Here is a 15,230-nt window from a genome sequence, read left to right as displayed (position 1 = left end):
TCGGCGGCAGGGAAAGCCGCCGTCAAGCCTACATGGACGTATTTACGGCGTCCTGTCAGGCGAGTAATCGTACCCTCTTCCACGCTCAGTGTATTAGAAAGCAATCACTGACTATTTCCTAAATGGTTTATTTAGTAGGAAAGAGAACCGCTTCAACTGCTAACGCGAACATAGCCAAAACTAAACGCAAGTAAGTAATAAAATATGCGACTGCCAATTTTTCACCGGCGCATCAGCCGATTTTTCGATAATACCGGCCGCGTTCGCCGCGCACCGTTTCAAATCCGGATACCGAGGCAGGCAACACTTCGCTGCTGCTCAAAAAAAGAAATCCGCCCGGTTCGATAGCTTGCGACATGCGCGTTAAAATATCTTGCTTCATGGCATCGGAAAAATAAATTAATACATTCCTGCAAAAAATCACATCGAAGCGCCCTAATACCGAAAAAGGCTTAAGCAGATTAAATTGCTGAAATCTTACTCGGGCGCTAATTTCAGGCTTAACGCGAAACCCCTCATCAATCGGTACAAAAAAACGCTTTTGCCGCATAACATCGATTCCCCTAGACAACGCCGCCGCGGAATACACACCCTGTCTAGCTTGCCTAAGCACGGTTTCCGAAATATCGGTTCCTACAATACTCACCGACAATGATTTGCCTTGGTTTTTGATCATATCATCGACGCACATGCTGATTGAATAAGGCTCCTGCCCAGAAGAACAAGCCGCCGACCAAATTTTAATCGTGCTCCGTTTGACCGCTAGGGACGGCAAAACGGCTCCAGCCAATTCGGCAAAATGACTTTCATCACGAAACCAAAACGTTTCGTTGGTCGTCATCGCCTCAATGACTGCTACCTTGATTTTTGAAGATGCATGAGACTCGCTTTGCAGTACGACAATCAGATCGGCAAACGAACTCAATCCGAATCGCGGCAGCAGTCCGAACAAACGATTTCTCACTAAATATTGCTTACTATCGGACAAAACAATGCCACATGCTTGCACGAGAAACTGCTGAAAATATTTAAATTCCTGTTGCGTCATTTCCATGGGTTACTTTCCGAATAAGCACTCATCCCTCATTAGAAAAGGGCCTTATAAAATCAAAAATCCTTAACATCCTTATTTCCCCAGTCGCCGGCAGACGCTTTTCTAGGTGGAATTTGAACGCTTACACCCAAATTTGGCGAATCAAGCATAACGATTAAAATGCGCTAATCGACCCGACCACTTAGTTACTGATCTTTTGAGACATGAAAAACCTGCAAACGTTTTTGAATGGTTTTGACCAGTTCGTCCGGCTCGAATTTCGCCAAAAATTCGTCGGCACCAACCTTCTGCACCATCGACGAATTAAACACTCCGCTCAGCGAAGTATGCAATACCAAGTAGATATGCTTCAATTTAGGGTCTTTTTTGATCTTAGTAGCCAACGTATAACCGTCCATGCGCGGCATTTCCACGTCGGAAATAATCATCGCATAATAGTCCTCCAAATCAACATCATTCTGAACCAACTCCGACAAATGCTCCCAAGCTTCCAAGCCGTCTTTCAACACATCGTATTGAAGATTGAGCTGATCGCAAACTTTTTTGATTTGATTTCTGGCAACCATTGAATCGTCAACGATCAATACTCGATCGCCGGCACCCGACACATCTTTATCGATCGCCTCATCACTGGCTTGTTCGCGTAAACCAATGACCTCCTTCATAACCTTTTCAACATCAATTACCTCTATCAAGTCGCCCTCGACCTCGGTAACCGCCGTTAAATAACCTTCCCGGCCTAAACCCGAAGGCGGTGCTTTCACCGAACCCCAACCGATATTAATGATTCTATCCACCGACCCCACTAAAAAGCCTTGTATGGTTCTGTTGTACTCAGTGACAATGACATAAGACTTCTCGTCGCGGTCAATCGGCCTCAAACCGATCGCCATTGACAAGTCCAAAACAGGAATCGTCTTTCCTCGCAAATGCGCGACGCCGCAAATCACCGAATGCGATTTCGGAATTTGCGTCAGAGACGGGCATTGAATCACCTCTTGAACTTTAAACACATTGATGCCAAATCGCTGGCGCCCGCCAAGCTTAAACAGCAATAACTCAAAGCGATTATGCCCTGCCAGCTGAGTACGCTGATCGACCCCATCTAAAATTCCAGCCATTGACATCAACTCCGATAATAATTAATTTCTAATCCAAAACAGTTTGTATTGAAACGCAAACCAAGACCAAATTGCACGCATAATTAGACTTCACGCTGCAAAAACATTAAAAATGCCAGTTGAGCGGCGAAAAACAGACATAATCGTTGTAACTATTCAGTCCCCCGGCAATTATTGTTCCCTCGCGCTAGGCGATCCGCGTAGGGTACGCTGTACGTACCATGGTAAACCCGCGATATTCATATGCCAACCGAACCGCCAGGGCACCGCTTTGGTACGCGCAGCGTACCCTACAATTTATGTATAACGATGAGCGCTCTTCGTGGAAACGATAGGGGGGATGCGAATAATCACCAATCGTCAATGCCCCACAACCCCACAACACATGCCTAAATAAAGATAAGGAATATGCACAAAATAACTTATACAAGTAGTAGGCTTTGTGGCGGTTTGGTGACTCGCTTGACAGGATGCCGTGAATACATCCATGTAGGCTTGACGGCGGCTATCCCTACCGCCGACACCTGTCAATCGAGCCACCAAACCCCCTTCCGACAGTTGTCTAAGTTATTTCATGCTCGTTCCTAAGCGAGAAGTATAACCTCATTCAACAATCACCGCCTCCTGACCATAGAGAAGAATTATCCTAAAAAGAGCAGTTGGCATGTGTTGTAGACCGTTCGCGCTGAGTAAAGTCGAAGTATGAAGGGTCTACAACACTTTCACCGGCCTGGTGAAGCCTCAAACTACCGTTCACCCTTCGACAGGGCTCTCCTGAGCGTAGCCGAAGGGGCTCAGGGCGAACGGTAGTTTGAGGCTCTCAACTGCTCTTTTTAGAATTATAATCAATTTCGATCAAACTTCTTTGATAAATAATTGGCACTATTCCTGCTTGCTCCATAACAACGCCATAAAACCGACAGAACACCATGATCATCAAACTACTCGTTGTTCTAATCGCACTGCTCGCGGCGAGCCATAGCGGTTTCGCCGCACCGCGTTATCAAACGCATGCATCGATCTATCAAACTGTGACCCATTTTATTACCGGTCAACTCGGGGAATCCGCCGACTACGACATTCAGATTTCGCCGCTGGATAAGCGTTTGAAATTACCAAAATGCGCCGACCAATTAACCGCCTTCACCGCACATAACGAACGGCTTCAAGCCGGACGATTCTCGGTCGGCGTACGCTGTAGCGAGGGACCGAAACCCTGGTCGATTTACACCACCGGCTCATTAAAAATCATGCAAGACGTATTAATCCTGACTCGGCCGGTCAGCCGCGGTCAGATTTTGACACGTCAAATGCTCGCCATCGAAAAACGCGACCAAGCCCGTCTTAGAGGCGGCTATTTCAGTCGAATCGAGTCCGTCGAAAACAAACAATCGTTACGCAATCTGCCGGCAGGATCCGTCATTACTTTTAACAATATTACAGATGCGGTCTTGATAAAACGCGGAGAAAGAATAACCATTAGCGCCTCGTCGCCCGGCTATAATGTACGCATGCAAGGTAAAGCCATGATGGATGGCACAAAAGGTCAATCGATTCGCGTAAAAAACGTTTCATCCGGTCGCACGATTACCGCCACAGTGATCAAGCCCGGCTTAGTTTCCATTATTCAATAATTTAAAGTCATGACGCTAAATAAATTGGTAACATTGCCGATAATAATACTGAAACCAATTATTTGAGGAATTTGTCATGGCTATCGACCCCATTGCAAGCCGTATACCGAGCGCAACAACAACCAAAAGCCCGGCAAAGCCCGGCATTGAAACCGGCGCCGCAAAAGTTCAAGCGAAACCAAACAACGACCGCATTGAAATTACCGCCAATTCCGGTCAAATAAAAAGAGCATTAGACACAGCAGCAAGTCTTCCGGTAGTCGATAACGAACGCGTTGCATCAATAAAACAAGCACTGGCTGAAGGAACCTATGCCATCGACCCGGAACGTATCGCGCAAAAAATTAGTCAATTCGAATTATTGAGCACCGAGGACAGTCCATGAGCCTTATTAGCCAAACATTTCCCATCGCTGAAAAACTCATTGCGAATGGCTTATCATTAACGGAACAACTTTATCAAGCACTGCAACAGGAGTCGACTACGCTAAAGCAGTCTGCGCTTACCGAAACGCTCGATGAAATAACCCGCCAAAAACAACCCCTCGCTCAAGAACTCAACCTGTTTGCCAAACAGCTTGCGCAAATACTCGAAACGGAAAAATTACCCAACACCCCAGCAGGCCTAAGCGATTATTTAGAGCGCGCCATACAGGCAGGATTCGATACGTCCAAAACAGCCGAAAACTGGACAACGCTCATTAAAACGACCGAAAAATGCCAATTACTCAACGAACAAAACGGAGCATCTGTTGAAATATTACTACGTCATACTCGACAATCGCTGAACATCCTTAAAGGAAAGCCGCAAACGACCAATACCTACGGACCTGACGGCAACACCAAGTCGGACTTATTTTCCGGCACCTTATTTTCAGTATAATCCGGTGTTTCGATTCAACCGAACCGTGCCATGCCGGATACGTTACATCAACTCTTTAGTACAACACGCCCCCCCAAGAAATCGGGAATATCAAAAACGACGATAGTCCCAATTTTCTAACCGATCCGAAGCGGATTTACTCCCCGTAGAGTCGAACGGGAAATCATTAGAAATCAACGAAACTTATACCTTTCACACTTCAAATTTCGGCAATGCCCGAGGAGGCGCCGGGGTGTTCGACAAAGGCTTTGCCAGCATGGAGCTGGCACAGAGCCTACAGGGACGTATTCACGGCGTCCTTTGACGGACACCCCGGCGCCGAATTTTGATATACGATGGGTATAATTAGAAAGTTATGATAAAATTCGGTATCGAAGCCCCGGTAGCTCAGCTGGATAGAGCGTCCCCCTCCTAAGGGGAAGGCCGCAAGTTCGAATCTTGCTCGGGGCGCCAATTAAATCAAAAACCTGAATGCGCCCTACTCCCTTTATACTCAAAAACGACTACCTTTATGAAGCAACGGGGCGTAGCTAAAGAGAATGACAGCCCCACCCTGCACATAAATCCCTTAGCCCATTAGCTTTGCTCAACTGCTCTGGATAATTTAAACAGAGATTCACGACGTCTTTTAACAAACACCTCGGCGCAAAATATTGCTTTGCGATGGTTATAGCGACTGTCTAGCCTAGCAGACTAAGCCACCAACCTGAACACTCCCACAATCAACCCACCCAAGCCCAACAAAGCCCCAGCGCATCAACACTTTGATTTCTTGGTGCAACGCCATGATTTCCTGATGTTGTAGCTCAAAACGCTTATCCACTTGCTCAAAACGTTTCTCCATTTGCTTGAAACCTTCCAGCATCAATTCCCGCTGATGCTTCAACTCTTCTTCGACGCGAACAAAGCGCTCCCGCAATTCCAAATCATAACGCACCATTCCGCTCTTGCTTTCCATCCGTTCCGTCAATACTCGCTGGACGATCGCTTCGATTTGTTCAACATCTTGTTCCGCCAAAGCCATAATCCCATTCCTCATGGTTAATCTTAACGTGTCCGACTATACACTCCTCGCTTTATCTAGCGAAACGTACACCTTGCGCACTTCAAATTTCGGCAGAGCCTAAAGGCACCGAGGACACGGTCTCTCACCTAACACTAGGTGAATAACCAGCATTACTTTTTATTCTTACTCCCTTTTGATTGAAAAACCGTCTAAGAATAAAAGGCATGGAATGCGTCTATCGAGGATCGCCGTTCACCCAGCACCTAAATTATCCCAGATAGTTAACAAAACCAATGGACCATGGAATTTAGGTGCGGGGTAAACCCTGCCATGGGGGCTTGACGGCAGTGCTCGAACGCCAAGGATGGCGTGCATTAGGGCAATGCAGGAGCAATTGCCGAGGAACAAAAACCTGCCCTGCTGCCGACATCCTCGCTAGCCACACCCCATACCTTCATAAAGTTAACCATTTTTTGAGTATAAGATGGGGGTAGTTGCTGGTTTCACGTCGGTCCTCGACAGGCACTTTTTCTAAACTCCGAGAACATGTTGAAACTGAGAGTTTCTGTTAAAACGACGACCGGTTAGCTTTACTCAATTGCCGGGCAACCTTATAAAGTAAATCTAAATTAAGGTATGTCAGCTGTCCTTGTTGAGCCCATTTAAACAACTGAGTCAGGCTACTACGACTTCGGGCGTCTAAACCGCTAAGGTTCAATGTCGCTTCTTCAGGTTGACGCTTAACGCAAGTATGTTCTGGTGTTTGGTTGGTTTCAAGCGACGGAGTGTGCCACAAGCGTTCCGGCGGCAACAACTTGGCTTGCTTAAATAGACGTTTCTCCAACGGACCTAAGCCGGTCTGTTGAATAAGATCTTCCAGCCGATCGGCTATCAAAACCTCTTGATGTTCATTAACCAACAGTTGCTGACTCTCCTTGTTAACAACTTTGGTTACTTTGGGTTGATTGCGGTGTAACAACCAAGTTCCAAGACGTTCGCCATAAAGCGTCAAACAGGTTTCAGGGATATCGGGATTGTTGGCTTGGCGTACTTGAGCTAAACAAGTCACATCAACCTGAAGATCAGCCTGACCGGTTCGTTCCAGAACACGGGTTTCAACAGACCCAAAATGGCCGATGGGGCCGGTTGCGATCCAGTTAACCAATCCTTCGCGATATGTAAGCTGTTGACTGTACAACCAATCGAGGAGGGTTTGCCGCAAAGCATCAGCCAAGGGCAAGGAGGCTTCGCCCGAAGGCAACGATGTTAACTTAGCGCAAGCAGGCGACTGACTTTTACCGGCAGAATGCAGAAGACGCAACCATGGCATATCTGATGAAAGCATGACATGATCGATCTTGTGAAGCGTATAGGTTACAGCCTCCTGACCGGTTGCACCGGACGCGGCGTCATCGGGAGCCATAGACCCTGAAAAGACCATCGTAGAACATTCAACCGCCCTCTCATCGAACAAACCGTCAGATTCGGCCAACGGCAGACTTGGCGGCCAATCCCCTATAGTAGCCCAGGAATTGCTAACGAGGGTAAGATGCAATCCAAGCGGACTTATAGCATCATCGGGTAAAAGATCAACAGCCATATCCAATTGCAAAATCCGACTGCATCCCTGACCCAAAAGCCGGAACCGAATAGGAGTTACCTGACCACTCGTGACCCGACTAGTCAGACTAACGCTAGGCAAGCAACTCGCCAGGAACTCTTCATCTAGCCTCAGCACCGAACAATGGCTGGACGGACCTCCCCGGCCCTGATTAGCCTCTACGTTTGAGTCTGTATTCATCGATTTTACTCCCTTTTGATTGAAAAACCGTCTAAGAATAAAAGGTATGCTGTGTGTCTATCGAGGACCGCCGCGACCCCATCCATGGGGATTTGACGGCAGCGATCGAACGCCAGGGATGGCGTGAATGCGGGTTTTGCATGGAGCAAAAATCTGCCCTGCTGCCGACATCCTGGCTAGCCACACCCCATACCTTCATAAAGTTAACCCATTTTTTGAGTATAAAGGGAGTATGCTCCAATTAGGATTCAAATTATAACAGATAGGACTTATACCCATCGCAGATCAAAATTCGGCACCCAGGGCAAACGCATTAAAACACTATAGAAAATCAAATAGTTAAAATATTCCTTTTTTCCTGGTTAACCATAAGATTTAGTTTGAAACCTAAATAAGGCTTTGTGTCGCTATCGCGACGCTTATGTGTAGTCGGTTCGCGGACCGACAACCGCGATACTTTTCTTTGCTTGTCCAAAGAAAAGTATCCAAAAGTAAAGACACCCGGAGGCCGCTGCATCCTGCGCGCTGACGATTTTGCCGAGGGTTTTCGGAAGGGCTATCCCTAGCCCTCACTGCCATTAAGTTAAGGATTTTTCCGTTCGCCCTGAGCCTGTCGAAGGGTGAATGGAAAAATCCTGGGTCGATAAGTTAAGCCGTCCATGGTTCGACAGGCTCACCACGAACGGCTTAACTTAATGGCAGTGATCCCTTGCCCTCCGAAAACGAGCGGCATCCCTACCGCTCCCCGGCAAAATCGCCAGTGCTCGGCGCGGCCTAACGGGGCCCAGGGAGGGGTACCATAAGTTAAGCCGAATTGACTAAGCGTTCTAAGTAACAGGATAACATATTGATATATTGATTATTTTAATGCGTTTGCCCTGATTCGGCACCAGGGTGTCCGTCAAAGGACGCCGTGAACCCAGCACCTAAATTATCCAAGATAGTTAACCATAGCCAATGGGCTATGGAATTTAGGTGCTGGGTGAATACGTCCATGTAGGCTCTATGCCAGTTCCATGCTGGTCCCTCACCTAGCGTTAGGTGAGGGGCCGCACACCCTGACGCCTCCTCAGGCACTGCCGAAATTTGAATTGCGAAAAGTATAACCAACTCCTTATTGATCGAAAAGCTATCTACTCCCAGTTTGAAGATTCTCACAGAGTTTAGTATGTTGTGTATGCCTATCTAGGAACGCCGTAAACCCATCCATGGGGGCTTGGCGGCAGCTCCCTGCTGCCAACATCCTCGCCAAGCACACCCCACACCCTTTTTGATCCCCAAATTGGGAATTGCTGGGGAATTACTGCTGGGGTTCTCAACAACTAACTTTGTTGCGATAATTAGCCATGATCAGCTCTCGTTTGAGCCGCCTAATTGGGCTACTCCCTTTATACTCAACAATTATATAAAGGTATGAGGTGTAGCTAGCGAGCTTGTCGGTCATAGGGATCGCTGCCGTCAAGCCCCCATGGATGGGTTTGCGGAGATCCTCGATAGACACATCCCATTCCTTTTATTCTTAGACGGTTTTTCGATCAAAAGGGATTAGGGCCTCCTTTCCTGTTTAAATAACCAAAAAGTTGAAATTCTCATGGATTCAGTATTTGTAATTAAAGATATACTTACCACCGAGCAAGTGGCATCAATATGCAACAATCTTAAGCAAGTTGAATTTGATGATGGTAAAGTCACTGCCGCCGGCATGGCTAAAGCAGTTAAAAATAATCAGCAAGTAATGGTGGATAAAGTCCCAGATTTGATGCCTTTGTTGTCCAAAGTCATTATGGCTAATCCGTTATTCAATGCTGTGACCATGCCCCGCGCCATCGTCAATGTCATGCTAAGCCGCTATCAGCCCGGTATGGAATATGGGACTCATACCGACTCCGCCATTATGCCCGGAGGCAATCGAGCCGATATTTCGTTTACTTTATTTTTATCCAGTCCCGATGCCTACGAGGGCGGTGATTTGGTACTAGAAACCGCTTTAGGCGAGCAACGCATAAGGCTAAATGCGGGCTCGCTGATTCTTTATCCGACCGGTGAATTACATCGCGTTAGCCCTGTTACACGAGGCGAGCGTATTGTCATTGTGGGATGGATACAGTCGCGCATACGCGATTCCCGCAAACGCCAGATCCTGCTGGACCTCGACAGCGCTCGTAAACAATATCTCGAAAAAGTCGGCCATGACCGCACGGTTGATATAATGTTAAAAACCAGTATGAATTTACGCAGGATGTGGGATGAATAGGACAACCATAGGCTTTAAAGCGCCAACTTAAGGAAGGAACGCGTCATTCCGCCGCTATCATCGCGCATTAAACGGCCAGCAAGACATGTTGTTGCCGCTTTGTATCGATGACTATGTTAGTCAGAATAATCCAGTGCGAGCCATTGATGCCTATGTCGATACGTTGGAATTGTATGCCTTAGGCTTCAAAAACACCGAACCGGTCATCGGTGCCGGACAGCCGGCTTATGGCCCGGCGGCGTTATTGAAGCTGTATTTGTATGACTATTTGCAAGGTATTAGCAGTAGCCGTAAATTGGACGAGAGACCACCCGCAATAACGCCAGTAAGAGGCGAATTTAGCCTGATGATGTTGACCTACAACCTCACGCGCCTACTCACGATTCCCGGAGCTGACACGCTGAGGGATTATTATGCCCAGATACCAGGAAATATACTAAAAAATGTGGAAATATGGATAAAAGATGACGGATTTTTGCTGGTTAGCTTAAATAAAAACGATGCCATAGGCAGCAAAACCTGAATTTTCAAAAAATGCCGCGCCGGGCCCCTGGAAACCGCTGGCTCTATGTGATTCGTAGTGGGTAATGCAATAATATAGCCATGAACAGTGAAACTTTATTCAGCATGGCTTTAGGCCTGCAACCTCCTTGGCAGGTCAAAGCTGTGACCTTTTCTACAGATGAATTGGCCCGTAGCGAACTTCATCTGCATATCGATTTCGTGACTGGCTCGCGCTTCTTAGACGACGCGAATAACCTCTGTCCAGTGCATGATACCGTAGAGCGGCAATGGCAACATTTGAGCTTTTTTGAACACACCTGTTACCTCCATTGTGCGGTGCCGCGCATTACCACGACCGATGGCAAAGTCCGTACTGTTGACGTTCCTTGGCACGGCAGGCAGTGGTTTTACCCTGTTATTCGTAGCCTTAGCGCTAGCTTGATTGAGCGGGAAATGCCGGTCAACCGAGTCGCCGAGATACTGAAGGTCAATCCACAGCGCATCTGGACTATCTTTAATCACTGGATTAGCAAGGCAAAAGCAGCCGATGATCCGAGCACGATAACCAAGCTGGGCGTCGATGAAACCTCGACCAAAAAAGGCCATCATTACGTTACGCTGGGCGTTGATTTGGATGAAGCCCGCGTAATTCATGTCACCGAAGGTAAGGGTAAGGCAACGCTGCAAAGTATTCAGCAACACCTTGAAGATAAAGGTGTTGATAAAGAACAGGTGGAGCAAATCAGCATGGATTTGTCACCGTCATTTATTGCCGGTGCTGCCGAATCATTCCCGTCTGCACAAATTACCTTTGACCGATTCCATGTTGTGAAATTATTGAACGAGGCCATGAATCAGGTGCGCATTGCCGAACGCAAAGAGCATGATGCTCTGAAAGGCCACAAATACACTTTTCTAAAGAACCGGGAAAACCTATCCGACAAAAAAGAAAAAGAGCTGGATGAACTGATACAACTGTACCCCACGCTGGGCGAAGTTAACCGCTTAAAAGTGCTATTCAATGATCTCTGGGAAATGCCCGACAAACCGACAGCGGAGGCTTTTTTGAGGCAATGGTGCGATGCGGTGGACGCAGCCAAAATTCCAGCGTTTATCAAGTTCGCCAACACAGTTCGAGGACATTGGTCGGGAATTGTGCATTTCGTGGAATCACTCATTAGTAACGGCATTCTTGAAGGCATCAATAGTAAGATTCAGCTGGCTAAACGGCGAGCCAGAGCGTATCGCAACATCAACAATTTCATTAATATGATTTACTTCCTATGTGGAAAGTTGAAATTTGATTACCCACTGTATTTCACATAGAGCCAAACCGCTTGGGTTTGAAATACTTTCACAGTCTCTCAAGCTTGAGAACGAATAAAACGTGTCATACCAGGACCTGGTTTATTAGCCAATGAGCGCCGGACGATGAGAACAAGGAAGATATCAAATGTAAGACCTGACCCCGATTCCTTTTGACCCCGATTTCTTTGCGATTCCTTTTATTTGAGATAGCGCAGGGAGGCAATCACCAACCCAACGCCGGTGGCAATAAAGCCGAGCAACCAAAAAAATTGCTGATCGTGACGCTTGAGTAGTTCGTCAAAGCGTTTGTCCATGCTGGTCTGTATCGCTTCAAAACGTTTATGTACTTGCTCAAAACGCTTGTCTACTTGCTCAAAACGCTTTTCCACCTGCTTAAAGCTTTCAATCATTAATTCCCGCTGATGCTTCAACTCCTCTTCGACTCGGATAGTCCTTTCCCGCAAATCCAACTCATAGCGCACATTAGCGTTGCTGATCTCCGACGCTTCGGATATCGCTTTTTTTATTAACCACTGAATGTGATCAATATCATCTTGTGCTAAAGCCATTTTCAATAACCTTTGCTATCGGTTTACAAACGCCTGAAACTAAAACATAACCGATCAAAACATGAAGTCTGTATTTTTATAGCAAAAATCCGATTGCTAGAAGACCTGCCTCCTTCAATCTTCAGTCTCCCAAGATAATGCAACATTTCAAGACCTGAGTCTAATTTCCTGACAAATAATTCGTACCTGACCCCAGTTATTACAGTCGATGAACTGCTCGGGATCAATGTTCAGACGGTTACAAAGGGCGTCAACAAAGTGCCTGTCCTTTTGTTTGTGCTACCTGCTAAACCATCAACCGGAATAGACCGACAATCAACCCGCTCAAACCAATCAAGGCGCCAAAACCCCAGCGCATCAATACCTTGATCTCTTGATGCAACACCATGATTTCGTGATGTTGTTGTTCAAATCGTTTATCAACTTGTTCAAACCGCTTATTCATCTCTAATTGCATGACTTCAAAGCGCTTATCCAATTGCTCAAAACGTTTATCCACTTGCTCAAAACGCTTATCCACTTGCTCAAAACGTTTATCCACTTGCTCAAAACGCTTATCCACTTGCTCAAAACGCTTATCCACTTGCTCAAAACGTTTCTCCATTTGCTTGAAGCCTTCCAGCATCAATTCCCGCTGATGCTTCAATTCTTCTTCCACACGAACAAAGCGCTCCCGAAGTTCCAAGTCATAGCGCACCGTTCCGCTCTTGCTTTCCGTTCGTTCCGCCAACACCCGGAGGACGATCGCTTCGATTTGTTCAATATCTTGCGCCGCCAAAGCCATAATAGTTTCCCCTTGGTATATCTTAATAGTTCGGATTATACCATTCCTCAAATGCGAATTAAGAGCTAACTTTTTCCACTTTAAATCATTTAGGATTTCGTGATAAATAACATCCTGGAACTATGAGCTTTGTTGAGGGTTCGGTAACTCGCTTGACAGGACGCCGTGAATACGTCCTTGTAGGCTTGACGGCGGCTTTCCCTGCCGCCGACACCTGCCAATCGAGCTACCGAACCCTCCATAAAATAAGGAAGTTATTTTCGACCAAATCCTTACTTCGGTTGGCCACTGCTCTGTATTGAGAAACGATCTAACATAACCCGGCATTGGGCGAAAACAACAAAATGCATTCTTTCATCAAGGTAGAACAGCCAGTTACCCGACTGCCCCCTCACAAATCCCGGCGTGCGGAATTACCGCACCGGGCTTTTCAAAATTGCTCGCTTTGCACTGACGCGATGTTTCCTTGATTCCTAGAGAGCATGGCATATGCGCGGTTTGGCAAGTCCAAAATACGTGATCAGTTCCTTAAATCCTATCCAGTTGTAGCTCTTGCGTTGACTACGCCGATTGAGCGTCCCAAATAGGAGTTGAGTCACGTAATACACAAACCGATTAAGACTTCGGTATATGTCAATGATTTTGAGACACCCATAATAAAAAATTAGTGTAGATTGTGAGTTTAGTTTTCCTGGTCGAGAGCCTCATTTGCCGTCCGTGAAGGGGGCGGGTTAATCCAAGCGGCTTCAGGTACGGCTTGGGCATGGGGTTGGCGGTTTTTGAAGCGTTCCGGATTGCGCTCGAATGCGGCATGCAGGACTTGCGTGCGCTGCGTAACTATCTCGACGGCTTGGCCGCTGTGAACGCTGGCCGGGGTTAACAGTGCAATGCCGGAGTGATAGTGGTCATGGTTGTACCAGTCGAAGAACGTTCCGCAAAAGCTTCTGGCATCTTCGATAGCGCCGAATTGAGCCGGAAAGCCCGGTCGGTATTTCAAGGTCTTGAACTGCGCCTCGGAATACGGGTTGTCGTTGGAGACATGGGGCCGTGAATGGGTTTTGGTCACGCCCAGGTCAGCCAGCAGTTGCTCGACGCCTTTGGAGGTCATACTGCTGCCGCGGTCGGCGTGAATAGTCAATTGGCCTTCACGGATAGTTTGCCGAGTACAGCTTTCGCCAATCAGTCGCTTAGCCAGCTCGGTGGATTCGCGGTGCGCTACCATCCAGCCGACCACGCAGCGGCTGAAAATGTCGATAATGACGTAGAGGTAGAAATACGTCCATTTGGCCGGGCCTTTGAGTTTGGTGATATCCCATGACCATACTTGGTTGGGCGCAGTGGCGAGTAACTCGGGCTTGGTGTAGTTGGGACGACGAAGCTGGTTGCGGCGCTCGCGCACTTCCTGGTGGCGCACCAGGATGCGATAGAGGGTGCTGATGGAGCACAGGTAAACGCCCTCGTCGAGCAGCGCCGCATAGACCTGATAAGGCGAGCAATCCATGAAACGCTCGCTGTGCAGATGCGCCAGGACGTGTAGCTCTTCGTCCGTACTCAGTGCCAGCGGCGGGCGCGGACGTTCGACCGGCCACGAAGAGCGATCTTGTTGTGCGCGATAAAACGAGGCACGGTTGAAGTTGAGCGCCTCGCAGGCGGCCTTAACGCCAACTCACGGCTGAGTTCAAGCGTGGCCTTCATGATGCTCTCCCGGTGTGGGCTGGAATCTCGCACAAGCCCAGCAGTTGCGAAAGTTTTTTTTGGACATCGATGATACGCTCCGCCTGTGTTAGGCATGCCTGCAAACGCTGAATTTCGGCTTGCAGACGAGCATTTTCAGCGGCTAACGGATTCTTGTCCGAAGGTTTGCGGCCACGCGGCTTGGATAGACCGGCGCGGATGGCCTGCTCACGTCCCTGCGCCATTTGCTGAGATGTGAGGAATATAATCCCTCTGTGCGCAGCAACTTGCCGATGCAGCCCGGTTCGCTACACGCATCAGCCTGGGTCAAGATGCGCTCTTTGTATTCGGCGGTAAACGTGCGGCGGGCGGCCTTTTCAAGCACTTCGCTGGTGATGCGGGAAGTGTTCGCGAACCGAGACACTCTCGAACTGCCGGGCGTCTTGCGTGTCCATACCGTTCGCCGCGGCATGAGGAATAGCTTGTACGGTTGTGTCAGTCATGAGATTTTCTCCGAAAATGTTCCCTAATTAATGCATGGGGCGGTGTCTCAGGTATATTGACACAGAGGGCTTTGTGTTACGTTGCCCCGGTATGGGTTCCCACGGTGGGCGTGGGTTCCGGCATGGCTTCGTCAAG

At 47.8% G+C, this 15,230-nt stretch carries 13 protein-coding genes, 1 tRNA gene and 1 pseudogene; 7 read left to right on the top strand and 8 right to left on the bottom strand.

The genetic code is table 11. The annotated features are described in order from the left end of the window. Positions 1–232 precede the first annotated feature (232 nt). Complete coding sequence (locus MEALZ_RS04820; protein ID WP_014147482.1) at positions 233–1,054, bottom strand: CheR family methyltransferase; 822 nt, start codon at positions 1,052–1,054, stop codon at positions 233–235. A 185-nt stretch (positions 1,055–1,239) separates the two neighbouring features. Then, positions 1,240–2,175 (bottom strand): chemotaxis protein CheV, encoded by a 936-nt coding sequence (locus MEALZ_RS04815; RefSeq protein WP_014147481.1) that lies wholly within the window; start codon positions 2,173–2,175, stop codon positions 1,240–1,242. A gap of 929 nt (positions 2,176–3,104) precedes the next feature. Between MEALZ_RS04815 and flgA the strand changes: the two genes are divergently transcribed. From flgA to MEALZ_RS04795, 4 genes are all read left to right on the top strand, one after another. Continuing rightward, entirely contained in the window at positions 3,105–3,809 is a 705-nt protein-coding gene (gene flgA, locus MEALZ_RS04810) for a flagellar basal body P-ring formation chaperone FlgA (RefSeq protein ID WP_014147480.1), read from the top strand. A 76-nt stretch (positions 3,810–3,885) separates the two neighbouring features. Beyond that, positions 3,886–4,194: a flagellar biosynthesis anti-sigma factor FlgM gene (gene flgM, locus MEALZ_RS04805; RefSeq protein ID WP_014147479.1), complete on the top strand. Its 309-nt coding sequence runs from the start codon at positions 3,886–3,888 to the stop codon at positions 4,192–4,194. Further along, positions 4,191–4,691: a flagella synthesis protein FlgN gene (locus tag MEALZ_RS04800; RefSeq protein WP_014147478.1), complete on the top strand. Its 501-nt coding sequence runs from the start codon at positions 4,191–4,193 to the stop codon at positions 4,689–4,691. Before flgM ends, MEALZ_RS04800 begins: the two co-directional genes overlap by 4 nt. A 376-nt stretch (positions 4,692–5,067) precedes the next feature. Further along, positions 5,068–5,144: transfer RNA gene (locus tag MEALZ_RS04795), tRNA-Arg, on the top strand. Between the two features lie 232 nt (positions 5,145–5,376). On the opposite strand, the gene MEALZ_RS04790 is transcribed toward MEALZ_RS04795, so the two are convergent. Continuing rightward, entirely contained in the window at positions 5,377–5,715 is a 339-nt protein-coding gene (locus tag MEALZ_RS04790; protein ID WP_014147477.1) for a hypothetical protein, read from the bottom strand. Positions 5,716–6,265: 550 nt separating this feature from the next. Continuing rightward, complete coding sequence (locus tag MEALZ_RS04785; protein ID WP_162472919.1) at positions 6,266–7,297, bottom strand: hypothetical protein; 1,032 nt, start codon at positions 7,295–7,297, stop codon at positions 6,266–6,268. Between the two features lie 1,792 nt (positions 7,298–9,089). Between MEALZ_RS04785 and MEALZ_RS04775 the strand changes: the two genes are divergently transcribed. The 3 genes from MEALZ_RS04775 (at position 9,090) to MEALZ_RS04765 (ending at position 11,582) form a co-directional block, all read left to right on the top strand. Beyond that, positions 9,090–9,752, top strand: a complete 663-nt coding sequence (locus MEALZ_RS04775; RefSeq protein WP_014147474.1) for a Fe2+-dependent dioxygenase — start codon at positions 9,090–9,092, stop codon at positions 9,750–9,752. An 85-nt stretch (positions 9,753–9,837) separates the two neighbouring features. After that, positions 9,838–10,275 (top strand): transposase, encoded by a 438-nt coding sequence (locus MEALZ_RS04770; RefSeq protein ID WP_014147473.1) that lies wholly within the window; start codon positions 9,838–9,840, stop codon positions 10,273–10,275. A gap of 80 nt (positions 10,276–10,355) precedes the next feature. After that, the gene (locus MEALZ_RS04765) at positions 10,356–11,582 is read left to right on the top strand and encodes an ISL3 family transposase (protein ID WP_014147472.1); all 1,227 of its coding nucleotides are present in this window, start codon (positions 10,356–10,358) and stop codon (positions 11,580–11,582) included. 179 nt (positions 11,583–11,761) lie between these two features. Here the strand turns inward: MEALZ_RS04765 and MEALZ_RS04760 are convergent, their stop codons facing one another. The 4 genes and pseudogenes from MEALZ_RS04760 to MEALZ_RS23705 all read right to left on the bottom strand — a co-directional run bounded on the left by MEALZ_RS04760 (position 11,762) and on the right by MEALZ_RS23705 (position 15,094). Then, positions 11,762–12,133: a hypothetical protein gene (locus tag MEALZ_RS04760; RefSeq protein WP_014147471.1), complete on the bottom strand. Its 372-nt coding sequence runs from the start codon at positions 12,131–12,133 to the stop codon at positions 11,762–11,764. A gap of 286 nt (positions 12,134–12,419) precedes the next feature. Beyond that, a complete protein-coding gene (locus MEALZ_RS04755) occupies positions 12,420–12,917 on the bottom strand; it encodes a hypothetical protein (protein WP_014147470.1) in 498 nt (165 codons plus the stop codon). Positions 12,918–13,599: 682 nt separating this feature from the next. Continuing rightward, positions 13,600–15,015, bottom strand: a pseudogene (locus tag MEALZ_RS21525) (IS3 family transposase). Then, positions 14,969–15,094, bottom strand: coding sequence for a hypothetical protein (locus tag MEALZ_RS23705; protein ID WP_269844359.1), 126 nt, complete (start codon positions 15,092–15,094; stop codon positions 14,969–14,971). Before MEALZ_RS23705 ends, MEALZ_RS21525 begins: the two are co-directional and overlap by 47 nt. Positions 15,095–15,230 lie beyond the last annotated feature (136 nt).

It is taken from the genome of Methylotuvimicrobium alcaliphilum 20Z (assembly GCF_000968535.2).
GTDB classification, from domain to species: Bacteria; Pseudomonadota; Gammaproteobacteria; order Methylococcales; family Methylomonadaceae; genus Methylotuvimicrobium; species Methylotuvimicrobium alcaliphilum.
The sequence above is the reverse complement of the archived record's forward strand: the minus strand, read 5'-3'. Positions and strand labels throughout refer to the sequence as shown.

Coding starts and splice junctions, on each gene's coding strand:
- MEALZ_RS04755 (WP_014147470.1), bottom strand. CDS start 12,917: ATGGCTTTGGCGGCGCAAGATATTGAACAAATCGAAGCGATCGTCCTC.
- MEALZ_RS04775 (WP_014147474.1), top strand. CDS start 9,090: ATGGATTCAGTATTTGTAATTAAAGATATACTTACCACCGAGCAAGTG.
- MEALZ_RS04760 (WP_014147471.1), bottom strand. CDS start 12,133: ATGGCTTTAGCACAAGATGATATTGATCACATTCAGTGGTTAATAAAA.
- flgA (WP_014147480.1), top strand. CDS start 3,105: ATGATCATCAAACTACTCGTTGTTCTAATCGCACTGCTCGCGGCGAGC.
- MEALZ_RS04785 (WP_162472919.1), bottom strand. CDS start 7,297: ATGGCTGTTGATCTTTTACCCGATGATGCTATAAGTCCGCTTGGATTG.
- MEALZ_RS04820 (WP_014147482.1), bottom strand. CDS start 1,054: ATGGAAATGACGCAACAGGAATTTAAATATTTTCAGCAGTTTCTCGTG.
- MEALZ_RS23705 (WP_269844359.1), bottom strand. CDS start 15,094: ATGACTGACACAACCGTACAAGCTATTCCTCATGCCGCGGCGAACGGT.
- flgM (WP_014147479.1), top strand. CDS start 3,886: ATGGCTATCGACCCCATTGCAAGCCGTATACCGAGCGCAACAACAACC.
- MEALZ_RS04790 (WP_014147477.1), bottom strand. CDS start 5,715: ATGGCTTTGGCGGAACAAGATGTTGAACAAATCGAAGCGATCGTCCAG.
- MEALZ_RS04815 (WP_014147481.1), bottom strand. CDS start 2,175: ATGGCTGGAATTTTAGATGGGGTCGATCAGCGTACTCAGCTGGCAGGG.
- MEALZ_RS04800 (WP_014147478.1), top strand. CDS start 4,191: ATGAGCCTTATTAGCCAAACATTTCCCATCGCTGAAAAACTCATTGCG.
- MEALZ_RS04770 (WP_014147473.1), top strand. CDS start 9,838: ATGTTGTTGCCGCTTTGTATCGATGACTATGTTAGTCAGAATAATCCA.
- MEALZ_RS04765 (WP_014147472.1), top strand. CDS start 10,356: ATGAACAGTGAAACTTTATTCAGCATGGCTTTAGGCCTGCAACCTCCT.